The organism is Desnuesiella massiliensis, assembly GCF_001403615.1.
GTDB classification, from domain to species: Bacteria; Bacillota; Clostridia; order Clostridiales; family Clostridiaceae; genus Desnuesiella; species Desnuesiella massiliensis.
In genome coordinates this window covers 580,022-602,953 of sequence record NZ_LN879455.1, presented here as the reverse complement: position 1 = coordinate 602,953, position 22,932 = coordinate 580,022, and the positions used below count along the sequence as shown (strand labels likewise).

23 protein-coding genes, 1 riboswitch and 1 other annotated feature are annotated in these 22,932 nt (G+C 31.8%); of the genes, 4 read left to right on the top strand and 19 right to left on the bottom strand.

The annotated features are described in order from the left end of the window. Nucleotides 1–68 precede the first annotated feature (68 nt). Nucleotides 69–701 carry an endonuclease III gene (gene nth, locus BN2665_RS09490; RefSeq protein WP_055666864.1) on the bottom strand — a complete coding sequence of 211 codons (633 nt, stop codon included), beginning with the start codon at nt 699–701 and terminating at the stop codon, nt 69–71. A 380-nt stretch (nt 702–1,081) separates the two neighbouring features. Between nth and BN2665_RS09485 the strand changes: the two genes are divergently transcribed. Both BN2665_RS09485 and BN2665_RS27730 read left to right on the top strand, forming a co-directional pair. Next, on the top strand, nt 1,082–2,209 hold the full coding sequence (locus BN2665_RS09485) for a sodium ion-translocating decarboxylase subunit beta (RefSeq protein ID WP_055666863.1): 1,128 nt from the start codon (nt 1,082–1,084) through the stop codon (nt 2,207–2,209). 17 nt (nt 2,210–2,226) lie between these two features. Next, on the top strand, nt 2,227–2,358 hold the full coding sequence (locus BN2665_RS27730) for an OadG-related small transporter subunit (protein WP_278335871.1): 132 nt from the start codon (nt 2,227–2,229) through the stop codon (nt 2,356–2,358). Nucleotides 2,359–2,643: 285 nt separating this feature from the next. Here BN2665_RS27730 and BN2665_RS09480 read toward each other — a convergent pair whose 3' ends face one another. From BN2665_RS09480 to BN2665_RS09455, 6 genes are all read right to left on the bottom strand, one after another. After that, nucleotides 2,644–3,345 carry a lysophospholipid acyltransferase family protein gene (locus tag BN2665_RS09480; protein WP_055666862.1) on the bottom strand — a complete coding sequence of 234 codons (702 nt, stop codon included), beginning with the start codon at nt 3,343–3,345 and terminating at the stop codon, nt 2,644–2,646. 57 nt (nt 3,346–3,402) lie between these two features. Further along, nucleotides 3,403–4,419, bottom strand: coding sequence for a tRNA epoxyqueuosine(34) reductase QueG (gene queG, locus BN2665_RS09475; protein WP_055666861.1), 1,017 nt, complete (start codon nt 4,417–4,419; stop codon nt 3,403–3,405). Between the two features lie 30 nt (nt 4,420–4,449). Next, nucleotides 4,450–5,037 carry a serine O-acetyltransferase EpsC gene (epsC, locus tag BN2665_RS09470; protein WP_055666860.1) on the bottom strand — a complete coding sequence of 196 codons (588 nt, stop codon included), beginning with the start codon at nt 5,035–5,037 and terminating at the stop codon, nt 4,450–4,452. 32 nt (nt 5,038–5,069) lie between these two features. Next, nucleotides 5,070–5,981, bottom strand: a complete 912-nt coding sequence (cysK, locus tag BN2665_RS09465) for a cysteine synthase A (RefSeq protein ID WP_055666859.1) — start codon at nt 5,979–5,981, stop codon at nt 5,070–5,072. A gap of 110 nt (nt 5,982–6,091) precedes the next feature. Next, nucleotides 6,092–6,331, bottom strand: a binding site (T-box leader). A gap of 105 nt (nt 6,332–6,436) precedes the next feature. Continuing rightward, nucleotides 6,437–7,144 carry a spore cortex-lytic enzyme gene (gene sleB, locus BN2665_RS09460; RefSeq protein WP_055666858.1) on the bottom strand — a complete coding sequence of 236 codons (708 nt, stop codon included), beginning with the start codon at nt 7,142–7,144 and terminating at the stop codon, nt 6,437–6,439. A gap of 280 nt (nt 7,145–7,424) precedes the next feature. Continuing rightward, nucleotides 7,425–8,690, bottom strand: a complete 1,266-nt coding sequence (locus BN2665_RS09455; RefSeq protein WP_055666857.1) for a magnesium transporter — start codon at nt 8,688–8,690, stop codon at nt 7,425–7,427. A gap of 185 nt (nt 8,691–8,875) precedes the next feature. Then, nucleotides 8,876–9,040: riboswitch (M-box (ykoK) riboswitch) on the bottom strand. 411 nt (nt 9,041–9,451) lie between these two features. Between BN2665_RS09455 and BN2665_RS09450 the strand changes: the two genes are divergently transcribed. After that, the gene (locus BN2665_RS09450) at nt 9,452–11,317 is read left to right on the top strand and encodes a YgiQ family radical SAM protein (RefSeq protein WP_154674921.1); all 1,866 of its coding nucleotides are present in this window, start codon (nt 9,452–9,454) and stop codon (nt 11,315–11,317) included. A 134-nt stretch (nt 11,318–11,451) separates the two neighbouring features. Here BN2665_RS09450 and BN2665_RS09445 read toward each other — a convergent pair whose 3' ends face one another. The 5 genes from BN2665_RS09445 to BN2665_RS09425 form a co-directional block, all read right to left on the bottom strand. Further along, complete coding sequence (locus BN2665_RS09445) at nt 11,452–12,597, bottom strand: toxic anion resistance protein (protein ID WP_055666855.1); 1,146 nt, start codon at nt 12,595–12,597, stop codon at nt 11,452–11,454. Between the two features lie 22 nt (nt 12,598–12,619). Next, nucleotides 12,620–13,819 (bottom strand): 5-bromo-4-chloroindolyl phosphate hydrolysis family protein, encoded by a 1,200-nt coding sequence (locus BN2665_RS09440; RefSeq protein WP_055666854.1) that lies wholly within the window; start codon nt 13,817–13,819, stop codon nt 12,620–12,622. A gap of 230 nt (nt 13,820–14,049) precedes the next feature. Further along, nucleotides 14,050–14,703, bottom strand: a complete 654-nt coding sequence (locus BN2665_RS09435) for a hypothetical protein (protein ID WP_055666853.1) — start codon at nt 14,701–14,703, stop codon at nt 14,050–14,052. 48 nt (nt 14,704–14,751) lie between these two features. After that, on the bottom strand, nt 14,752–15,633 hold the full coding sequence (locus tag BN2665_RS09430) for a YegS/Rv2252/BmrU family lipid kinase (RefSeq protein ID WP_055666852.1): 882 nt from the start codon (nt 15,631–15,633) through the stop codon (nt 14,752–14,754). Between the two features lie 274 nt (nt 15,634–15,907). Next, nucleotides 15,908–16,336: a CBS domain-containing protein gene (locus BN2665_RS09425; RefSeq protein ID WP_055666851.1), complete on the bottom strand. Its 429-nt coding sequence runs from the start codon at nt 16,334–16,336 to the stop codon at nt 15,908–15,910. A 191-nt stretch (nt 16,337–16,527) separates the two neighbouring features. Here BN2665_RS09425 and pssA point away from each other — a divergent pair, with 191 nt between their 5' ends. Continuing rightward, nucleotides 16,528–17,037 carry a CDP-diacylglycerol--serine O-phosphatidyltransferase gene (gene pssA, locus BN2665_RS09420; RefSeq protein WP_055666850.1) on the top strand — a complete coding sequence of 170 codons (510 nt, stop codon included), beginning with the start codon at nt 16,528–16,530 and terminating at the stop codon, nt 17,035–17,037. Between the two features lie 9 nt (nt 17,038–17,046). On the opposite strand, the gene BN2665_RS09415 is transcribed toward pssA, so the two are convergent. From BN2665_RS09415 to BN2665_RS09385, 7 genes are all read right to left on the bottom strand, one after another. Continuing rightward, nucleotides 17,047–17,385 (bottom strand): hypothetical protein, encoded by a 339-nt coding sequence (locus tag BN2665_RS09415; RefSeq protein ID WP_055666849.1) that lies wholly within the window; start codon nt 17,383–17,385, stop codon nt 17,047–17,049. Nucleotides 17,386–17,513: 128 nt separating this feature from the next. Next, a complete protein-coding gene (gene cax / locus BN2665_RS09410; protein ID WP_055666848.1) occupies nt 17,514–18,566 on the bottom strand; it encodes a calcium/proton exchanger in 1,053 nt (350 codons plus the stop codon). Between the two features lie 6 nt (nt 18,567–18,572). Continuing rightward, entirely contained in the window at nt 18,573–18,776 is a 204-nt protein-coding gene (locus BN2665_RS09405) for a hypothetical protein (RefSeq protein WP_055666847.1), read from the bottom strand. An 11-nt stretch (nt 18,777–18,787) separates the two neighbouring features. Then, nucleotides 18,788–19,327: a rubrerythrin family protein gene (locus BN2665_RS09400; protein ID WP_055666846.1), complete on the bottom strand. Its 540-nt coding sequence runs from the start codon at nt 19,325–19,327 to the stop codon at nt 18,788–18,790. A 134-nt stretch (nt 19,328–19,461) separates the two neighbouring features. Continuing rightward, nucleotides 19,462–20,337, bottom strand: coding sequence for an L-serine ammonia-lyase, iron-sulfur-dependent, subunit alpha (sdaAA, locus tag BN2665_RS09395; RefSeq protein WP_055666845.1), 876 nt, complete (start codon nt 20,335–20,337; stop codon nt 19,462–19,464). Between the two features lie 3 nt (nt 20,338–20,340). After that, nucleotides 20,341–21,021, bottom strand: coding sequence for an L-serine ammonia-lyase, iron-sulfur-dependent subunit beta (gene sdaAB / locus BN2665_RS09390; protein WP_055666844.1), 681 nt, complete (start codon nt 21,019–21,021; stop codon nt 20,341–20,343). Between the two features lie 90 nt (nt 21,022–21,111). Then, nucleotides 21,112–22,767, bottom strand: coding sequence for a nucleoside kinase (locus BN2665_RS09385; protein WP_055666843.1), 1,656 nt, complete (start codon nt 22,765–22,767; stop codon nt 21,112–21,114). Nucleotides 22,768–22,932: the final 165 nt, after the last annotated feature.

Below are 22,932 nucleotides of genomic sequence, written 5' to 3'. Positions count from 1 at the left end.
TAGCAAAAAATAAAAAGCATCATGAAATTTTAAAATTCATAATGCCTTTTACAAAAAATATAATATTTTTACCTTAATAACTCTTTATAATAATTACAATAACCTCTTATTATACATCTTTCACATTCTGGCTTTCTAGCAGTACAACATCTTCTTCCATGAAAAATCAATAAATGATGTGCCAAGGACCACTCTTTTTTTGCAATATTCTTTCTTAACTGCTCCTCTGTATCTTCTACCTTATCGGCCTTAGCCAAGCCTATTCTGTTAGACACTCTAAAAACATGTGTATCTACAGCAATAGCTGGTACACCAAAGGCATTAGAAAGCACCACATTGGCTGTTTTTCTTCCAGCACCCGCAAGAGAAGTTATGCCTTCCATGGTATTAGGTACCTCTCCTTTATAATTTTCTTTTAACTGCCTACACATTAATAAAATATTTTTTGCTTTATTTCTATATAGTCCAATTTTTTTAATCCTATTTTCTAGCTCTTCTTGAGAAAGCCTTAAAAAATCGTCCACCGTAGGATATTCTTTAAATAACTCCTCTGTAACCTCATTAACCTTTTTGTCCGTAGTCTGAGCTGACAATATAGTAGCTACTAACAATTGAAAGGGGGTACCATAGTCTAATTCACATTTAGCATCAGGGTACTCTTTTTTTAAAAGTTCTAATATTTCCTTCACATTTTTCTTCATACTAACCATCCTTTGAATGTATAATTTCATTTGTTAATATTTTTTGACATTTTTACTTTATTATAATAAAATATAGTATGTGAGATTATTTAATTCATTATTAATATAATTACTCAATAATAACCATTATCTTAATTATAACATTATTCTTCATAATGTTAAGGGGGAGTAACTACAATAGATATTATAATATTCTATTGTGAATAAAGCCAACAATCGGCTCTAAGCCTGGTTTATTCTTAAAAAGTGAGACCTTTAGCATAGTTAAACTATGCTAAAGGTCTTTTTAAATGACTCAGACTTAAAAGTGTTTATTAATGATGTAAATTGTATAAATTATAAGTATGCAATTTACACTTAAATATTAAGGAGGGTAATTTATGGATATCTTACTTCAAGGAATCAATGCCTTAATTAGCAATCCCAAATTGATAGTAATGTGGGTTATTGGAGGAGTTTTAATCTATTTAGCTATAGCTAAGGACTTTGAACCTGCTTTACTTTTACCTATGGGCTTTGGTGCCATATTAGTAAACATACCTATGTCTGGTGCCATAACTCAAATGATCGATGGAACTCCAGTAGAAGGTATTATTGATTTATTATTTAATGCTGGTATTAACACTGAACTATTTCCATTACTAATATTCATAGGTATAGGAGCAATGATAGATTTTGGTCCCATACTTCAAAATCCTTTTATGATATTATTTGGTGCTGCTGCTCAATTTGGTATTTTTATCACTATTGCTCTAGCTGCTTTAGCTGGCTTCACATTAAAAGAAGCTGCATCCATAGGTATCATAGGAGCTGCCGATGGACCTACTTCAATATTTGTAGCTGGTAGGTTTGCACCAGATTTATTAGGTCCCATATCTGTAGCAGCCTATTCTTACATGGCATTAGTGCCTGTAATCCAGCCACTAGCAATAAAGCTAGTAACTACAAAAAAAGAGCGTATGATAAGAATGACCTATAAAGCAGAAAACGTATCTAAAACTACAAAAATAATATTCCCTATTGCTATCACAGTAATTGCAGGAATAATAGCACCGAATGCCGTTCCTCTAATCGGATTTTTAATGTTTGGTAACCTATTGAGAGAATGTGGAGTTTTAGATAGACTTTCTAATTCAGCCCAAAACGAATTGGTTAATATTGTAACTATACTTTTGGGAATAACTATAGCTACAAAAATGCAAGCGGATAAATTCTTAACATTACAGACAGGACTAATTATTCTAATGGGATTATTTGCATTCATCTTTGATACCATAGGCGGAGTAATTTTTGCAAAGATTATAAATATGTTTAGAAAAGAAAAAATTAATCCAATGATTGGTGCTGCTGGCATTTCAGCCTTTCCTATGTCAGCTAGAGTAATTCAAAAAATGGCTCAAAAGGAAGACCCTCAAAACTTTGTGTTAATGTATGCCGTTGGGGCCAACGTAGCAGGTCAAATTGCTTCAGTAATAGCTGGTGGTTTAATATTAATGCTAGTTAAATAGCAGAGGAGGTACATATAATGAGTCAATGGGATGTTTTTTATAATACTCTTACCCTTATGTGGCAAGGAATGTTAGGAATATTTGTGGTTATTCTTATTATATATATTATGATAAAAACACTACTAAAAGTGTTTCCTACAAAAAAGTAAAAATGAACATATAGGAAAAAGACGACGAAAGTCGTCTTTTTGAATTCACAATGCACAATTGAGTAGGATTTTTCTCCGTTACCCTGCTAAAAATCTATAATTATATTTTTAGCAGCTTGCCACCATAAAAAGCCGTGGCTAAGCATTAGCCACGCTTCATAAATTTCTAATTTTTTTTACAGTGCCAGCGGAGAAAAATTACCTTCATTGTGAATTATGCACTGTGAATTGTGCATTAAAAAAAGGCTAAAAAATAGCCTTTTAATAAAAACTGCGTGGCAACTTTTATTTATAAACCCCTCTATATTCCTCTGGTAACAATATCGCTATATGCTTCATCAAAACATTTAAACTTCTATCATCATAAGCATGCCTATCTTCACCATTGAGTTTTTCTGGTAAGCTTACAGGCCTTCCTATGTTTACATTGACCTTTGCATAAGTAAACTTTTCTCCAGACATATTACCATCTTTATTAATGGGAAGTAGCTTTTCAGTACCCCACATACCTATAGGTATAATACTTGCCTTGGTTAGCCTAGCAATAAGTAAAATTCCTTTTTTTCCTTCAATCATACTACCTACTCTGCTTCTTGTTCCTTCTGGAAATATAACTACATTATTTCCTTCTTTTATGCTACTAACTACCTTAGTTATGGCTTCCTTATCTGCCGAATTTGGTTTTATTGTTATAGTTTTTACTATATTTATTCCGATATTAGTAACAGGATCATTAGAAAGCTTAATCCCTGCTACAAAGGTAACATCTTGTTCCTTTAAAATTCTATTTAAAACCAACCCATCAGAATTACTTAAATGATTGCAAATAAATATTACAGGCTTCTTTATATTTCTTAAATTCTCTTCCCCAGTTATAGAAATGTCAGCATATTTATCTATATATTTGTTTACCAATTTTTTTGATATATATTTTACTAACCCTTTAGGCATATAAGTTATAAGCTTTGCCATTTTAGATGATATCATTTGCCTCAACCTTTCCAAATAAAAAAATATATGGTATAACTTTATCTACACCATATATTATAATTTGAAATAATTTAAAAGTCTATTATAATAATCTATGACATAAGGGGATTTTACATGAGTAATATCTATATTTTCTATATCTCCTAAGTTAAAAGCTCTAATTAGCGCATTTCTCTGCAAAAGAGCTTTTCCTCTCCATGCTGATGCGGTAATTGCATACCTTTCTTTAAAGATTTTATTATCCATAGATAGAATCTCTTCTAAATCTAAATTCTCCATATGATCAAAGGGAGTAAATTCTTTTATATTAGAAAGCTCAGCTTTAATATTATATGGACAAATTTTTTGACAGCTGTCACAACCAAAAATCCTTCCATCAATAAGTGAAAACCATTTATCCTCTATTTGCTTTTTTTGAGTTATATAGGATAGGCATATATTATTATTCCTTTTCTCTTCATTAATAGCCTTAGTCGGACACTCTCTCATACATATATTACAGTTTCCACACCCTTTATATAAATTAATAGAATCTAAGCTTTTTTCTTTATCTTCGTATTCTTCTAGCTCTAACTCTAGGTCAGTAATAATTTCTCCTAAAAATACATAAGATCCATACTTTGAGGTTATTAACATGTTATTCTTTCCTATAAAGCCTATATTGGCTAAATAAGCTATATATCTCTCTGGAAGAGTATTATTATCCACAAGAGCTAAAGCTTTACCTCCTAAATTTTTCTCTATATAATCACATATTCTATTTAGGTATTCCCTCACTACTGTATGATAATCCTTTCCTTGGGTATATGCTGAAAATCCTTGAGAATTTTTAAAATCAGATTTATACAGATAGGGGAAGGCTATAGATATTATAGTCTTTCCCTCTTTCATATAATGTTTAGGATTTATTCTTAATTCTATAGATTCCTCTTCAAACTCATTTTCAAGGTGATTATTCTTTCTATATTGATAAAAGGTTCTTAACTCATGAAAGTTCCTGCACCTAATAAAGCCTAAGGTATCTAAGCCCAAAGATTCACAATAACTAATTATTTTTTCTTTATATTTCATAAAGCTCATCCTTCTTAAATATGCTTATTTTTAAATTATCATATCATTATAAATTGCCTTTTTTCTTCCCATATAATCTTTAATCTCTATTATGGTTTTACTAGATATTTTTTCTATTATCCTAGCAGGTATTCCTACTGCTGTAGCATAAGATGGTACATCTTTTAGCACCACTGAATTAGCTCCTATCTTAACATTATTACCTATATAAATAGGTCCTAACACCTTTGCCCCACTACCAATTATAACATTATCTCCTATGGTAGGGTGTCTTTTTCCTTTTTCTTTACCTGTACCACCTAAAGTTACTCCATGATATATAGTTACATTATCTCCTACCTCTGCGGTTTCACCAATAACTACTCCCATACCATGGTCAATAAATAATCCCCTACCAATTTTAGCCCCTGGATGTATTTCAATACCAGTTAGAAATCTACCTAGCTGAGAAATGAGCCTAGCTACGAAAAATAATTTTTTATTATACAATTTATGAGCTATCCTGTATAGTATCAACGCATGAACTGATGGATATAAAAGAAGAACCTCCACTTCACTTTTTGCTGCGGGATCATTGTTTAAAATGTTTCTAAGATCATATCTAAGATTATTTAGCATATTATCACTTCCTAAAGCATTATATGAGTATTTTACTCATAAAGTCCCATGGACATATATTTTTCTCCGCCATCTGGTGCCACTGTTACTATAGTTTTTCCTTTACCTAGCTCTTTAGCTAATTTAAGGGCAACATGAACATTAGCTCCAGAGGATATTCCAATTAGCATTCCTTCTTCTCTAGCAACCAATCTAGCAGCTTCAAAGGCTTCCTCGTCAGTAACCTGAAGTATTTCATCAACTACATCTTTGTTATAGATATCAGGAATAAAACCCGCTCCTATACCTTGAATCTTATGCGGTCCTGGTTGACCTCCTGACAATACTGGCGATTTAGAAGGTTCTACACCTACAACTCTAATTTCACCTTTTATTTCCTTTAAATTTTTACCTACTCCCGAGATAGTTCCTCCTGTACCTACACCTGCCACAAACACATCAATTTCTGGCAGATCTTTAATTATCTCTTTAGCAGTAGTTGCATAGTGCTTTTCTGGATTTGCTATATTTAAAAACTGTTGAGGCATAAAGTAGTTTTTTCCACTAGCCACAATTTCTTCTGCCTTAGCTATAGCTCCCTTCATACCTTTTGCTCCCTCTGTTAATACTAGTTCTGCTCCATAGGCTTTTATAATATTTCTTCTCTCTATACTCATAGTTTCTGGCATTACAATTATTACTTTATACCCTTTTAACCTTCCAATCATAGCCAAAGCTATACCGGTATTTCCACTGGTTGGTTCTACTATTACATCACCGGATTTTAATAATCCTAAATTTTCAGCTTTTTCTATCATACCTAAAGCCGCTCTATCTTTAACACTACCTGCAGGATTGAATTTTTCAAGCTTAACATATACCTGTGCCATATTTTCATCAGTCAAATTGTTTAGTTTTAGCATTGGAGTTCCTCCAACCATTTCTAACGCATTATTAAATATCATTACAACTACCTCCTATTTTTTAAGTATTTTATAATATAAATTTAATATTTCAAAAGCCGGCCCTTTGAAAATATTTATTTTTGTATACAAAAAAGCCTCGTCTCAATAATGTTAGAGACGAAGCTACTATTAGCTACTCCGCGGTTCCACTCTAATTAGATATAGAATCTCACTTTTCGAACACATAATCATGCTCTATCACTATAACGGGTGAACCCGGATAGCCTTACTAATAATTTCAGACTTCTACTCCAAAGGGCACTTCATATAAATTCCTGGTAGGAAGCTCTCAGCTTACTTCCCTCTCTGTAACCTTCCTCTATATTACTTTCCTTCTTCAATGTATTTCTGAGTGAATTACTATGAATTATATTATTATTATATTACTAATATGATTTTTGTCAACCTCTGTTTACAAAATCTTAACTAATAAAAATTATTGAAAACCTATACAATTATTTGCAAAATCTATGTTTACCTATAACCTTTATAAGGGGCCTTGACCATATCCATTGATTTGTGGTCTTTTCTGGATTGTAATAAAAGACTGCTCCACCAGATGGATCCCATCCATTTAATGCATCTCTTGCTGCATTTATAGAGCTTTGTAGTATTTCAGCGTTTATTTGGCCATCCACTATAGCCGTGAAGGCTCCGGGTTGATATATTACACCTGCTATAGTAGAAGGAAATCTAGGATCTCTTGTTCTATTCATTACAACAGCACCTACAGCTACTTGCCCCTCGTAAGGTTCCCCTCTCGCCTCCCCATTTATAAGCCTAGCTAATAGCATTACCTCTTGGTTATTCTGAACCTTGCCATTATTACTATTACTATTACTTTGGCTAGCTATACCTAAAGCAGCTAAAGTTCTGTCACCTGCTATTCCATCTACTACTAATCCATTTTTACCTTGAAATTTTTTTACAGCTGCGGTGGTTCTAGATCCATATATTCCATCTATATCTGCTGTGTAATATCCCCATCTTTTCAATCTTGTTTGTATTTCTCTAACCGTATCTCCTGTGGAACCAAACTTATATGCAACAGCATCTACTCTTTCATTCTTGTTAGGCATTATAATAGAGCTAATTACAAAAGCCATAAGAATAGCTAAAACATATATACAAATATATCTAGTTTTAAAAGTCCTTTTAAGCATATGTATCCTCCTTTCTTATAAATATATTTTGCATCAAAAAAATAAAATAATACATAAGCCATAGTGAAACATTGCTGAAACTTAAGTTATGCATGTTCCAAAATCATGGTTTCAAGTGATTATGAGACATGCATAAATTTATAGCCGGAGTTGTTTCACTATAGCTTTGCTTATAATCCTTTAAATAATAAATATCCCTTTTCTCACTAGACATTTCTAATAAGAAAAGGGATACGCTTCTTATAGTCACTTTCCATTTATTAAATTCTCCTAAAAATTCTCAACTAACTTTTTTAAACTTTTTCTTCCAAGTTGGAAGCAAGAATTCATCTACAATGTCATGAAGTATTACTATGCCACATAGTTTCTCTTCATTGTCTACCACAGCCATGGATAACAAGTCATATTTAGTAGCTAATTCTATAGTTTCTTCAATATCTGCCTCTACATTTACTTTTATTAAGTTAGTGGTCATTATATCTTTTAGTTTTACATCATTTTTATTCATTATAAGATCTCTTAAGGAAACTACTCCTTGAAGTCTTTCCTCTTCATCTATAATATAAATACTATACATAACTTCATCATCAGGGTCTATCTCTCTTAATAGCTCTATAGTTTCTCCTACGGTAATGTTGATGTTAAAGGCTATAAAGTCTTTATTCATAAGACTTCCAACCATCTCTTCCTTATAGCCCATAAGCTCCTTTACTTCCTCAGCATCTTCTTTTTCCATACTCATCAATATTTTTTCTAAGGTTTCTTCATCTACTTCTTCTAGCATATCAGCAATTTCGTCATTAGGCATATTATCTAATACTTCAGCAGCCTTTGTTTCACTTAGGGTTTGAATTATGCTAGCTTGAACTTCTGGCTCTATTTCTTCCAAGGTATCTGCTGCTAAATTTTCATCTAAACTCTCAAAAATTTTATTTCTATATTTAGAATCCATTTCTTCTAAAATATCTGCTAGATCTGCTGGATGTAATGTTGAAAGCTTTTGATAAGGTACTGATAACTTAAGATTATCATTTATCATTTCTAAGGATTGTACATCATCCCACATTACTATACTATCACTAGTATCTTTTTTTACTAATTTAAATATAGCTCTTACTAAAGGCTCAACAGCGTACCTTCTACATAGAGCTAGCATACCTTTATCTACTGCTACTACTCTTATTTCTCCAGCTATTTCTGCTAGCCTTAAATCATTAACTCTTACCACTTTTTTACCATTTATATCTACTATCTCTTTATCTAAAAGATTTTTAGACAATAAATACGAATAGGTTCGTGGCAAGATATCCTTTACCCCTTTTACCTTTACTATGATTCTTCCATTGTCATCTTTATAAAAGTCAATATTTCTAAATTCATAATTAAAGGTTTCACCATTTCTTTTAATTTTATAACCTATAACTCTTGGGTAACCTTCTTCTGTGGTTACATAGATATCCTTTAGTTTTCCTATGCAGTCTCCAAATTCATCATATACCTTCTTGCAGAGTATGCTGCTATAAAATACCACTGTTAATTTTTTCATAACCATTCCTCCTTAATCACTACTGTAGGATGAAGGAATAGTTTTATAGGCATGAAAATTAAAGCTACCCCTTAGCCCCTACAGTGCTATTCAGTTTTGACCTACTACTATGAGGGCCAGCCTCCATTATAAATTCACCACCTACAAAAAAATTAAAAGCCCTTTTAAGGCTCTAAAAATCAACTAAAAATAATCTCGTTGAGTTTTAGCACTACACAGCTTTAGATTTAAAATCCAGCTACATTAAGTAAAACCTTAATTCGATAATACCTGTTGACCCATTGGCATCTCTCGATGTTTCCGGGCAGTAGCGTATATCTGTGTAGGAGCCTCACCTAACCATTACTTAGTGTTTAAAATATTATATCTACAATATAATTATATTACATAGTCTCTAAAATGCAACTATATTTACTAAAAATCTTTAAAAAACCTTAAAAACTTGTCTTATTACAACTTAAAGCCTTTATTCTTTAATATTCTCTATGTAAGTGTAATTTTCTTAATTTTTTGACCATATATCAATATAGGAAAATAACTTAAACCATTAGACTATACATACATCATAATGGCTTAAAGATGTCACTTTGGAACGTGTATAAGTTAAGCTTTCGTAGTGTTTCCCTATACTTCACAATTAACAGTGCATTGTACATTGAATAAATGCCTTTGGATATGATAATATAAAATGAAAACTACAACAAAAGTAAATGCTATATGATAGAAAATAATTTAGAATGGAGAATAAACTCAATATGAAAATGTCTAACACTTTTTTACCCATATGCAAGACTGATTTAAAAGAAAGAAATATAGATGAATTAGATTTTATAATAGTTACTGGAGATGCCTATGTAGACCATCCCTCCTTCGGTACTGCTATTATTGGAAGAGTTCTAGAGGCAGAAGGCTTTAAGATAGGTATAATTCCACAACCTGATTGGAATAATGCAGAGTCCTTTAAAACCCTTGGAAAACCTAAATACGGATTTCTAGTTAACTCAGGAAATATTGACTCCATGGTAAATCATTATACTACTGCTAAAAAGAAGAGAAGCAATGACCTATATTCCCCTGGAGGTGAGGGAAACCATAGACCAGATAGAGCTGTAATAGTATATTGTAATAGGCTGAGAGAAGCTTATAAAGATGTGCCCATAATTATAGGAGGAATAGAAGCTAGCTTAAGGAGGTTTGCTCATTATGATTATTGGGATGATAAGGTTAGAAGAAGCATACTATTTGATTCAAAAGCTGACTTACTCATTTATGGTATGGGTGAAAGAACTATAACTCAAATAGCTAATCTTCTAAAATACGGTATGGATATTAAAAAAGTTACTGAGGTTAGGGGTACCGCCTATATATCTAAGGATACAGACCATGTCAAAGACTATATAGAAGTTCCTTCTTTCGAAGAAGCCGCTAAGGATAAAAAAGCTTATGCAGAAAGCTTTAAATTAGAATTCTATGAACAAGATCCCATTAGAGGCAAAGCTCTAGTGCAAAAGCATGGTGATAGATATTTAGTACAAAACCCTCCTCAATTACCTCTTACTACTGAGGAAATGGACGCTTCTTATAATTTGCCCTATACTAGAACCTATCACCCAATATATGAAAAAAAAGGCGGCATACCAGCTATAAATGAAGTCAAATTCTCTATCACCAGCCATAGGGGCTGTTATGGTTCTTGCTCCTTCTGTGCCTTAACCTTTCATCAGGGTAGAATTATTCAAAATCGTAGCCAAGAATCTATAGTTGATGAAGCAAGATTACTAACTACCCTTAGGGATTTCAAAGGATATATACATGATATAGGGGGACCTACAGCAAATTTTAGACATAAATCCTGTAAACTTCAAGAAAAGCACGGTACTTGTAAAAATAAACAGTGCCTATTTCCCACTCCTTGCAAAAACTTAATTGTAAGTCATAAAGAATATCTTGATCTGCTAAGAAAGGTCAGAGCTCTTCCAGGAATTAAAAAAGTATTTATCCGTTCTGGAATAAGATATGATTATCTAATATATGATAAAAATACAGATTTTTTTGAAGAACTCTGTAAACATCATATAAGCGGCCAACTAAAGGTAGCTCCTGAACATGTTAATGACAGAGTTTTAAAGCAAATGGGAAAACCTACAAAAGAAGTCTATAATAGATTTGTTAAAAAATACTTTGAAATAAATAAAAAAATAAATAAGAACCAGTATCTTGTACCTTATTTAATGTCTAGCCATCCAGGTAGCGATTTAAATTCAGCTATTGAACTTGCACAATATGTAAAAGAAATGGGATATACCCCAGAACAAGTTCAAGATTTCTATCCTACTCCTGGCAGTTTATCTACTACTATTTATTATACCGGGATAAATCCTTTAACTGGTGAAAAAGTCTATGTTCCTAGAAGTCAAAAAGAAAAAAATATGCAGAGAGCTCTTCTTCAATTCTCGGCAAAAGAAAATTATGCTCTAGTTAAAGAAGCTCTTATTAAGGCTAACAGAACTGATCTTATAGGAAATGATAAAAGATGCTTAATAAAGAATTCAATGTCTTCACCGAAAAACCAAAAACCCTTGAAAGGTTCTAGTGAAAAACATAGAATTCCTTCTAGAAAGAAATAACTATAAAGTTTTGACATATGAAATCAACATTATAAAAAAATTATTAATACCCCTGTTATATTAATTCATAACAGGGGTATACATTGATAAGACAAGCTTTTAATTGTAAAATATATTTTTATTACTTTTCTTTTTTATCCTCTTAAAGTAAGAAGCTTCTTTTTTAATTCTTCTTCAATCTGGTTTAATTCCACTTCAGCCGCTTTACGCTTTTGTCTTCCTTCTGTTTGTATACGCATTACTTCATCAAGAGTTGATATTAAGGATTGATTTGTTATTCTTAATGTCTCAACATCCACAATTCCCCTCTCAGATTCTTTTGCTGTCTCTATGGTTGACATTTTTAAAGTTTCAGCATTCTTACGCAAAAGTTGATTGGTCATATCTGAAACTTCACGTTGTGCTCTAGCTGCCTGAGTAGAGTGAGCAATCCCAAGGGCCAATACCATCTGACTTTTCCAAAGAGGAATGGTATTCACAATTGTAGATTGAATTTTTTCGGACATTAAGGTGTCATTATTTTGTACCAAGCGAATCTGCGGAGCCATTTGAATAGATATCATTCTTGTTAGCTCTAAATCATGAATTTTCTTTTCAAATCTATCACATAATGCTGAAAAATCATTAGCAGCCTGAGCATCTTCTGGTAATCCACTTAAACGAGCTTTTTCAGCTAATGCTGGTAATTCCTCTGACTGCAATTTTACAAGTTTCTTTTTTCCTGCCAAAATATACATAGAGAGCTCTTTAAAATAAACCTTGTTAAGCTCATACATCTTATCAAGTACAGCAACATCCTTCAAAAGCTGCACTTGATGATTTTCTAGCGCAGTACAAATTTTATTTATATTTAATTCCACCTTATCATACTTGGCTTTCATCACAGTTAGTTTATTTACACTTTTCTTGAAAAAACCAAAAAAACCTTCCTTTTCTTCTGTAGCATCAAAATTCTTTAGTTCTAGTACCACTGAAGAAAGCATTCCCCCTATTTCTCCCAAATCCTTAGTTTTTACACTATTTAAGGCTGATTCAGAAAAATCGGCTATTTTCTTTTGAGAACCCACCCCATACTGAAGAATCATATTGGAATTAGTTATATCAATCTTCCCTACAAACTCATCCACCATCTTTTTTTCCGCATCTGTTAAATAACTATCATCTAGTGCTGGAACCTCTTCTTTGGTTTCCTTCACCTCAAGGATAGTAGACTTTTCTTCAAAGGGCTCAAAAGTCAATGTAGGCACCTGATTTATATCATCCTTAAATTCGTTATTCATTATATAATCCTCCTTTTTAATTTTACTTCTTAAAGTCTTTTTCAGTTAAGCCTTCTTGTGAAAGCATGGTTTCTAGTACAGAAATATCTGTAGAGATATCAAAAGCCATATCATGAAACAGGCTATCTAATAAATTTTCAAAAGCAGTATTTATTGTATCTAAGGTATCTTGTATTTCATTTTTTGCCGTCATTATATTTTCTCCCTGAACCGGTTGAGCATCAAGCTCTCTATAGCTATTCACTAATTTTAGTGTGATAGGAAGATAATAACTCATAAGCTTGCTAAGCTCTGGAAGCTGCTCCGGATGCTTCTCCACATAGTTAAATATTTTTTCCGTAACTTGTTCTAATCTATCTAATTTTTTAGAAATTTCTTCTCCTGGTATAGCATCATTAGCCTCTCTAATTTTCATTATATATCTTTTACCATCCTCTATTGCCCCTTTTAATTCTTTTGAAGACGGATCCTGTGTCTTTTCTTCTTCCACCTTTGAGCTGCTTAATTCGTCCTCCCTACGCTTATTAAATCCTTCCTGAGACCTTAAATAATGTTCGTACACCTCATAGTTTAACATTAGGTAAGTTCCATCATTATCAATATGCCCCTCTGGGAACATGTCTAAATTAATCATCTTTCTTAAATCTTTCGCTACAAATTTCTCCGTTTCTCCAATATGGGAAGCCAATTCCTTAATAGAGCAGTAAGTACGACCTTTAAGTTGTCTTACATATTTTTTAAAACGTCTTACTCTCTTTCTTAGCTTTACTCCTCTTAAAGCCATGAGGGTGCTAAAGAGAAAAAATGCAGATAGAACCCCAAAACTAATACCATTAAATCTGGAATAAGTTTTTGAAGCAAGGCTGAGAATACTATTAGCTATCAAAGAAGCTCCAAATAGGCCGGTACCTATAAAGCCAAATACCATAAATAATATTCCTGAGACACTTCCAGCTGGCTTCTTAGTAATCTGAGTCTGCTCTTTATTATCATTTTTCACCACTTGATGAGTATGTGCCTCTTCCTGCTTATAATTTATTCGTTCATTTCTCTCCTTAGTATCATTATATTTTACTTTAATGTTTTTTCTCACTTCATTTACGGTGCTTTCTGCAGTGTATTTAATCTCTTTCTTAAGCTTAGTAAAATCCCTAGAATTTAACGCATCTTGAACGATCGACCAAATTTCATCTCCTAAATTCGAAAAATCCCTCTTGTCCATGTTTTAATTCCTCCAAATTATACTCTTATAACTATTAGTAAAATTATATCCATAGTATTTATAATTAAAAGATTATATTTTAATCTATAATAATTCACTATATATTATAATCAAAAAATAACAATTTATAAAGCTATTTATGAGTTGATATTTTTATATTTACACGTAAAAAAGCTATATCATAATAATTTTAAAAATCACTATGATATAGCTATGGTGGTAATATTAATTTATTTAACTTTCTTAAAAGTACCTAATCCATAATTCAAGGTTAGAAGAGCAAAAATCTCACCAAAGATCCTTTGATCCAATAAGCTTATACCTAGCAGATACATAAAGGTTTCACTAATTAATATTATACTGGTTATTAAAATCATAAATAATCCTTTAGAATTAGAATTAGGGTTTCCTAGGGTAAATATAGTTATACTCATTATTACAACTATTATTGCAGCATATGCTAAATAAATATAAGCTTCATTGCTAAATCTAGAAACATATAAATAATGCCTATTCAGTTTAAAAACTGTTTTAAAGCTTAAAATTGTGTATATATAGAAAATAGTTAATAAAGCTAATACTATAAAGTTATAATTAAAGCTAAATTTTTCATTTCTAAAGAAAATGTAATAGCAGCCTACAAGAATTAGAGGTACCGTCACTAGATCAGTATGAAGTGCAGGCTGTATATAGTATATATAATTTAAATTCTGAATAGCAAAAAGCACCCCTAAAGATATATATCTTAATATTAGGATTATTATTATTATATAATTAAATAATTTTATTTTATAAGGCGACTCTTTGCTATTAAGGAGCCACGCTCTTCTCCCTAAAAATATCATAAGTAACAATAAGAATAGATACAAATATATTTTTATCATACTTCTTTACTCCAGAATTATTGCTACTTATATTTATTATTTAAAATACTATTTTATTCCTAGTATTTTTATTCCACCTTTTATGCATTGGATGTTTAAAGGAAAATCTGGTCCCCTTTCCCCATCAATATCTGTAACTATATCTTCACAGCACTCAATATGTATATTGTCAGACTTAAAATAAATTAAACCTGTTTGATCATCTAGATGTTCTCCTTTTAATATTCTTATAAACAGTCCAATTAAATCTTTAAGCATTACCGCTTTTATTAGTATAACATCAAGCATACCATCTTCAGCGGATGCTTTATAAGCTAACTTAAAGTTTCCAGCAGTTTGTCCATTAAACACTAGCATTAAATACATTTCTCCATCAAAATTCATCTCTTTTGAGTCAATTTTTATCTTAAGTTTCCTAAAATTAGGAAGTTGCTCTAACCCCTTCAAATAATAGGCCAGCTTTCCTATAGTATTTTTTAAATTAACATCTGTTTTCTGAGAAACATCTGTAAAAAGGCCTGCACTAGCTACATTTATAAAATACTTATCATTTATTCTTCCAATATCTATATCTTTAGGCTCACTTCTTAAAATTTGGTAGCAAGCTTCTTCTACATCTTGAGGCATGCCTATAAATTTTGCAAAATCATTAGCAGTTCCTACAGGCAGAATAGCTAAGGGAAGATCTATATCATTCTGTTTCATATAATTTACTACAGTATCTACAGTACCGTCTCCACCTGCAACTATGACATAGCTATAGGTATCATCTATATCCTCAAAGGCTCTATCTATCTCTATATCAAAGCTTATTCTATGAGGTACTACTATATATCCTTCCTTTTGATGGGTTTTTATGACAGTATCAATATCACTTATTATTGCATTTTCTCCCGAAAAGGGATTATAAATAAATTTTACTTTCTTCATAATTAACCTCCCGTTAATTATATAAATAATATTTCCCAAATTACTGTAAAATGTACACTGTAAATTATATCATCTAAATATTCCACTGTCGAGTTTAGAAGGACGCTATTATATATTTTTAAATAAGAAACCTCAAAGTTTTCATCCCTTATCCAAGGTTTTCTTATTATTTTTAAGAAAACCGAAAAACAACCTCTATACATATAATCTTTCTAAATAATATTAAAGTAAATACTTTATTTTAAAAAATAAGAAGTTGTTTTTCGGATATGTGCTAAATATTAGGGCTACAAGGTTCGGATATCTCTTTTAGAGTTTCATTGGCCTCTGATTTTGCTCTAGGCTCTACTGCTAAATCTCCTAGCGAAACTATACCAACCATCGTATTTTCTTCTACTACAGGCAATCTTCTAATCTGTCTTTCTCCCATTATTCTAGTAGCATCCTCTACATTCATGTCTGGTCTTCCTATCACTGGATTTGATGTCATTACTTCTCTGACACTAACACTCTTTGGAGACTTACCTTCTGATATTGTTCTTAAAACTATATCTCTGTCAGTGATTATTCCTATAACATTATTATTATCACATACTGGTAAAGCACCTATATCATGTTCTTTCATAAGCTGTGCTGCACGTTCAACAGAATCTTTAGGTTCTAGAGAAGCAACGTTTTGGGTCATAATATCTTTAACTTTCATTTTAATCACCTCCATATTTAGCTTTCCCAGATGCAATGTAATTATTAGAGGCTTTAATAAAAAAATTAAAAATAATTAAGAATAATAAAATTTAGTTAAATAATATGCCTAAACCCCTTATCTAATTATGTAAAATGAGTTATAATTATTTGAGGCATTTATTTTTTTATATTATTAGGAGTGATTCATCAATGAAAAAAAGTTCAATTCCAAATATTTTTACATTTGCAAACCTATCCTTCGGATTATTATCTATACTCATGACTTTTCATGATAACTATAAATTTGCATGTATATTTATATTAATTGCAGGACTTATTGACAGATATGACGGTACCATAGCCAGATATCTTAAAGTCTCTAGTGACTTAGGTAAGGAGCTAGATTCTCTAGCAGATTTGGTTTCTTTTGGCGTAGCACCTTCTGTTTTAGTATATACATTATATAATTTTATAAACTTAGGAACCATTGGATATGCTTTGGTACTAATATTCCCTATATGCGGAGCTTATAGACTTGCCAGATATAATGCTTGTAATTTTGAAGGGGTTTTTATGGGTATACCTATAACCGTAGCTGGTAGCTTTATGGCCTTATTTTCTTTGTTAACCCTCAAAAATACTTCAAAAGCTCTTCCTATCATTTTTATAATTTCTCTATCTTATTTAATGATAAGCAAGGTAAAATTTAAAAAAATATAGAAATGAGGCTTATTTAGAAGCCTCATTTAATTTTAATTCCTCATCTATCTCTGTTTGTATATATTTTGCTTGAAACTTAGTTTGAATAAACTCCGACTTCAGCTTACAATATTGCAAATAACTATATTCACAAACCTCTAAGGCATCTATTACATCATCTATGAGTTCTCCAACCTCATCCACTCTCTTTAGGGCATCTTTAACATCGCTTCTCTTAGCTAGTGCAATACCGTTTAATTCATTGGCTCCACCAACTAGAAGTCTATAGGAATTCACAAGCTTTGTTAATAAATCTGCTAAATTACATATATCCGTATAATGTGTTTCAATAATTTTTCTATGTCCCAATAGCCCTCACCCTATTACCCTTTACTATCATAATAATTATATTATACATAAACAGTTTCTATTCTAAAATTATAATGAACAAGTTTAACTATTAAATAATATATTATCTAAGTATTCCTTTTGTTTCCCTATACATAGTAGTAAGCTATGGTGATCATTAAATATATAGCAATAAGTATGGCTCCCTCTAACCAATAGGTCTTTCCATCAACAAAAACTATAAAAGACATACCTATAGCCACAGCACTGATTATTATTTGAAAAACCGTAAATAAAAAAGTCATAGGAATACCTATAATAAAAGAATATATTATAAATAAGGGTGTAACAAATAATGATATTTGTATACTGGAACCTATGGCTATTTCTAGGCTCATATTTATCTTATTCTTTACAGCACACATTATAGCAGATATATTCTCACCTATATTTCCTAGAAGAGGTATAAGCATGATACCTATAAAGCTTTGAGACAATTTAAACTGAATAACTAATATGCTTATGCTATTTATTAGTTTTTCGCTAGATATAAATAGTACAATAGAAATTAAAATTATTTGTGCAACAATGTAGCCAAGCTCCTTATAATTCTTATTTAATTGTTTCTCTTTCTCTTCACTAACAATAAACAAATTACTATGGGTAAATAAAGAGAAAATTAAACCAAGCAAGTATATTAGTATTAGTACTATAGCTACCTTTAAACTTATAGAAATGATCTTTTCTGTTCCTATACTAGCATACCTATTTAGAGATGCCATAACTACCATAGCAGACATAGCCAATAGAAGCATATTAAAATTTGTACGTGCTATGGTTTTATTGAATTCCTGTTCTTTATATTTTATTCCTCCTAAAAAAATAGAAATGCCTAATACTAGTAGCATATTATTTACTATTGATCCTATTAAAGCTGATTTTACCATAGGTATTAATCCATACTTTATGGACCATAATCCCATCATTAATTCAGGCATATTTCCCAAGGTAGCTGCTAATAGCCCCCCTTTTTTTTCTCCTATATAGTCCGATGCTTTTGAAGTAAAATCCCCCAGCAGTACAGCAAGGGGAATTACAGATAACGAGTATATTATGGTATTAAACAATATATTTTTAGTGTTTATAAATAAACTTATAATTGTCACTAGAAATAAAATATACTTTTTATTTATTTTAAACATAAGTATCTATTCTTTCAAAAACTCTTTAACAAACTCTTCATCTAATTCTTCAAACACATCTTGGACTTTCGCTTTAGGAGGTGCGAAAACATCTATATCTTCTTGTATTTCTCTATAATGATCATTAAAATCTTCTTCTCTTTGATTAAAGTCAAAATCATCCTTTACTATAACAGGAAATACGTAATATCTAGGGTATACTATTTGCATGAAAATCCCCCCTACTCATACGCATCACAATATAATTTAAAATAAGCTCTAGGGAATTTACATAAAGGACAAATCATGGGAGCATCTTTTCCTTCATGGATATATCCGCAATTCATACATTTCCATAAGGAATCCTTATCATCCTTAAACATAGTTCCTGTTACAATTCTTTCATATAATTCATTAAACCTTATCTCATGGCTTTCCTCTACTTCTGATAGCTCCTTATAAAAATCAGCGATTTCTGTAAAACCCTCTTCTCTTGCAACTTTCTCATACTTCTTATATATTATTTTGCTTTCAGCAGCCTCTCCCATGGAAGCATCCTTCAGGTTTTCTGCTGTGGACTTTACTAATCCTAAATATCTTCTAAAGACTTCTCTCCCGTGAGCCATTTCATTTCCAGCAGTCTCTACAAATATCTGAGCTACATATTCGTAGCCTTCAGTTCGAGCCTTTTCAGCATAAAAATCATATTTATCTCGAGCCCTTGCTTCCCCGGCAAAAGTTCTTAATAGATTTTTTTCTGTTTCACTCCCCTTTAAATTCATCAGTCAATGTCCTCCATGAATACTCTTCTTTATTAAAATATTCATAAAGCTGAAAAAATGTTACATTCAGACATAGTAAAAAATAACTAGTCAAAGCTATAAATACAATGACTAGTTATTTTTAGATAGATGCTTTATTTGCCTAGGATCTCTTCCTTAAGCTTTAATCCAGTAGCAGTTATAGCCAGGCCTCCCATGGCAGTTTCTCTTAATTCACAAGGCATGGACTTTCCAACCTTATACATAGCCCATACTGTATCATCAAAAGGTATTTTACTCTTAACGCCACTCATTACTAGGTCTGCTGTAGTTAAGGCACTTACTGCTCCTGAGGCATTTCTCTTTGCACAAGGTACCTCAACTAAGCCAGCTATAGGATCACAAACCAAGCCTAATATATTCTTTATTACTATAGCACCTGCATGCAGGCTCATTTCAGGTGTTCCACCCATCATTTCTACTACTGCTCCAGCTCCCATAGCTGCTGCAGAACCACACTCTGCTTGGCAGCCACCCTCTGCCCCAGATAAAGTAGCATTATGAGCTATAATCATACCTATGGCAGAGGCTGCAAATAAAGCTTGTACCATTTCTTCGCTAGTTTTATTCAGTTTTTCCCCAGCAGTAATTATAACGGAGGGTAATATTCCGCAGGATCCTGCTGTAGGTGATGCTACAATCCGCCCCATAGAAGCATTTACTTCTGAACAAGAAATGGCTCTGGCCATAGCCTTTACCATAGTATCTCCCGTTAAGCTTTTTCCTTCTTTTAAATAATTATATATTTTCACAGCATCTCCACCAATTAAACCACTTACAGATTTAATCTCATTGTGTAATCCATACTCCGCTGCTTCTTGCATTACTTCAAGATTCTTTTTCATTTTGTTTACTATTTCTTTTCTTGACCTACCGGTTTCTAATTCTTCAAATCTAACTGCATATTCACTTATAGATATTCTGTGTTTCTCACATATATTTAACAATTCTCTTCCAGTACTTGCAAACACTTCTTATGCTCCTTCCATTACAGGGTTTATAATTCTTATGCTTGAAATATATCCTACTGATTTAATCTTTTCTATTATATCCTCTGGTACTGGGTTATCCGTTTCAAAAATCATAGTGGCCTGATATCCCTTTGTACTTCTAAACACTTTCATAAAAGCTATATTTATATCTCTATCGTACATTATAGCCGTTACTTTGGAAACCACTCCAGGCACATCCCTATGCTTAATTATAAGAGTTGGATATTCTCCTGTAAATTCAATAGCATCTCCATCTACTTCATTTATTACTATATTTCCTCCACCTATAGAAGATCCCATAACCTCTACTATTCTTCCATCCACTCTTGTTATTAAGAATTTTACTGTATTAGGATGAACATCTCCTAGATCTGCTTCTTTAAACTCTATTTCTAACCCCTTGCCTTTAGCTATCTCTAAGGAATCTCTCAGTCTTTCATCCCAAGGATCCATACCTAATATACCTGCTACTAAAGCTCTATCTGTACCATGTCCTCTATAGGTCTTTCCAAAAGAGCCATGTAGTAAAAACTGAACCTTAGTAATCACATTACCTGCTATAATACCTGCAATTTTACCTAGCCTTGCAGCACCTGCCGTGTGAGAACTAGAAGGTCCTATCATTATAGGACCTAATATATCAAATACTCCAAATTTCTTCATTGCTTTATCCCCTTTGTTTAAGGCATCTCTAAGAAATAACTAGTCAGTCTACTCGCATCTTTGGCTGATTATTTTTTACCATGCCTAATTTTAGTATTTATAAAAACAACTGCCGCCAATAAACTCTCTTAAAATAGAATTATCTGGAACCATATCCTTATCTACTTCCTTAAAAAAGTTTAAAAAGCTTTTAAGCCTCCAAGCTTCATAATAAGAGGGACTATCTGGCTTTATCTTCCCTAACTCCTCTAAAGCATAATTCTTAAGTACGCATAACTCATAAACTAAAGTGGAGTTAAACATTACATCTGCTTCTTCTTGAAAAACAAATATATTTCTTTCTTCTCCTCTACGTATAGAAGGCCACATGTTTAGAGTAGTTTCTCCCCCATAGCCTCTTGATAAGAAGTCTCTAACTATCCTTCTTATCATCCTTACATCTGTAGTAGCAATTCTATTATGATTATCTAGGTTCAATTGAGTTAATGCACTTATATATATCTTAAATTTATTGTGAGCTGGAATAGTAGAAGTGAGTCTATCATTTAAGCCATGAATTCCTTCTATTATCAGCACACCATTTTGAGGCATTTTTATTTTATTTCCTAGCCACTCCCTCTTTCCTATCCTAAAATTAAAGGTAGGTATTTCAACCTCATGGCCCAAAAGCAGCTCATTTAAATGCTTGTTAAACAACACTATATCTAATGCCTCAATAGCTTCAAAATCATACTCTCCATTTTCATCCTTAGGTGTTTCTTCTCTATTTACAAAATAATCATCTAAGGATATAGGAATTGGAATTAATCCGTTAACTCTCAGCTGAATACCAAGCCTTCTAGCAAAAGTAGTTTTTCCGGAAGAAGAAGGCCCCGCAATTAAAACAATTTTAACCTCATTCCTATCATGAATCATATCAGATATATAAGCTATCTTTTTTTCATGTAAAGCTTCAGCCACTCTTATCAGTTCAAAGATGTTTCCGCTATCAACTTTATCATTTAAAGATCCTACATCTCCTACCTCCAATATATTTAACCACTGTTCCGTTTCATAGAATACCTTAGCTAACTTTTTATGCTCAACAAATGGTGGTATATTCTTCGGATTTTTTTCATCAGGAAATCTTAAAATAAATCCTGGATCATAAAACATCAAATCAAAGCTCTTAAGTACTCCTGTAGAATAGGCCATAGGCCCATAAAAGTAATCATATCTGCCTTCTAACTCGTATAATTTTACAGTATCATTATTTACATGAGTGAGCAACTTAACCTTATCGTCCATTCCATAATCTGAGAATATACCAATAGCCTCTTCCTTGCTCACCGATATCTTCCTAATAGGAATATCCTTATCTATTATTTCTCTCATTTTTTCTTTAATATGAATTATATCTTCAGCATCTAAAGATTTTTCTTTATGTATCTCTCCAAAGATGCCTTTGCTTAAGGAATGCTCAATGGTGATTTTAGACTCAGGATATAAATCATATACCGCCTTTATGAGAGCAAACTGCAGAGTTCTTGCATAGGTTTTTATCCCTATAGTTGTGTTTATAGAAACTAACTCAAATTCTCCCTCTTGCTCTATAGTATTAGTTAATTCATAATACTTTTTATCCTTCTTTACTAATACAACAGGCATATCCTCCTCTAGCCTATAATCCTTTACAACCTCATAAAAAGTTGTTCCTTTTTGAGCACATATTTTATTATTAGATAAATTTAAACATATCTGAGCCATACAATCAACCTCTTTTCTTAATTATATTTCTCTTTAAATGTAATATTATTATACTTCATATTACAAAAAAAGTGTTAAAGCATATAAAGAATTTAATTTAGTATATGGATATCAAAAATCTTACTCATAATTTTGCGGATTTTAGAAAACCTATATTATAGATAT

Coding starts and splice junctions, on each gene's coding strand:
- nth (WP_055666864.1), bottom strand. CDS start 701: ATGAAGAAAAATGTGAAGGAAATATTAGAACTTTTAAAAAAAGAGTAC.
- BN2665_RS09485 (WP_055666863.1), top strand. CDS start 1,082: ATGGATATCTTACTTCAAGGAATCAATGCCTTAATTAGCAATCCCAAA.
- BN2665_RS27730 (WP_278335871.1), top strand. CDS start 2,227: ATGAGTCAATGGGATGTTTTTTATAATACTCTTACCCTTATGTGGCAA.
- BN2665_RS09480 (WP_055666862.1), bottom strand. CDS start 3,345: ATGATATCATCTAAAATGGCAAAGCTTATAACTTATATGCCTAAAGGG.
- queG (WP_055666861.1), bottom strand. CDS start 4,419: ATGAAATATAAAGAAAAAATAATTAGTTATTGTGAATCTTTGGGCTTA.
- epsC (WP_055666860.1), bottom strand. CDS start 5,037: ATGCTAAATAATCTTAGATATGATCTTAGAAACATTTTAAACAATGAT.
- cysK (WP_055666859.1), bottom strand. CDS start 5,981: ATGATATTTAATAATGCGTTAGAAATGGTTGGAGGAACTCCAATGCTA.
- sleB (WP_055666858.1), bottom strand. CDS start 7,144: ATGCTTAAAAGGACTTTTAAAACTAGATATATTTGTATATATGTTTTA.
- BN2665_RS09455 (WP_055666857.1), bottom strand. CDS start 8,690: ATGAAAAAATTAACAGTGGTATTTTATAGCAGCATACTCTGCAAGAAG.
- BN2665_RS09450 (WP_154674921.1), top strand. CDS start 9,452: ATGTCTAACACTTTTTTACCCATATGCAAGACTGATTTAAAAGAAAGA.
- BN2665_RS09445 (WP_055666855.1), bottom strand. CDS start 12,597: ATGAATAACGAATTTAAGGATGATATAAATCAGGTGCCTACATTGACT.
- BN2665_RS09440 (WP_055666854.1), bottom strand. CDS start 13,819: ATGGACAAGAGGGATTTTTCGAATTTAGGAGATGAAATTTGGTCGATC.
- BN2665_RS09435 (WP_055666853.1), bottom strand. CDS start 14,703: ATGATAAAAATATATTTGTATCTATTCTTATTGTTACTTATGATATTT.
- BN2665_RS09430 (WP_055666852.1), bottom strand. CDS start 15,633: ATGAAGAAAGTAAAATTTATTTATAATCCCTTTTCGGGAGAAAATGCA.
- BN2665_RS09425 (WP_055666851.1), bottom strand. CDS start 16,336: ATGAAAGTTAAAGATATTATGACCCAAAACGTTGCTTCTCTAGAACCT.
- pssA (WP_055666850.1), top strand. CDS start 16,528: ATGAAAAAAAGTTCAATTCCAAATATTTTTACATTTGCAAACCTATCC.
- cax (WP_055666848.1), bottom strand. CDS start 18,566: ATGTTTAAAATAAATAAAAAGTATATTTTATTTCTAGTGACAATTATA.
- BN2665_RS09405 (WP_055666847.1), bottom strand. CDS start 18,776: ATGCAAATAGTATACCCTAGATATTACGTATTTCCTGTTATAGTAAAG.
- BN2665_RS09400 (WP_055666846.1), bottom strand. CDS start 19,327: ATGAATTTAAAGGGGAGTGAAACAGAAAAAAATCTATTAAGAACTTTT.
- sdaAB (WP_055666844.1), bottom strand. CDS start 21,021: ATGAAGAAATTTGGAGTATTTGATATATTAGGTCCTATAATGATAGGA.
- BN2665_RS09385 (WP_055666843.1), bottom strand. CDS start 22,767: ATGGCTCAGATATGTTTAAATTTATCTAATAATAAAATATGTGCTCAA.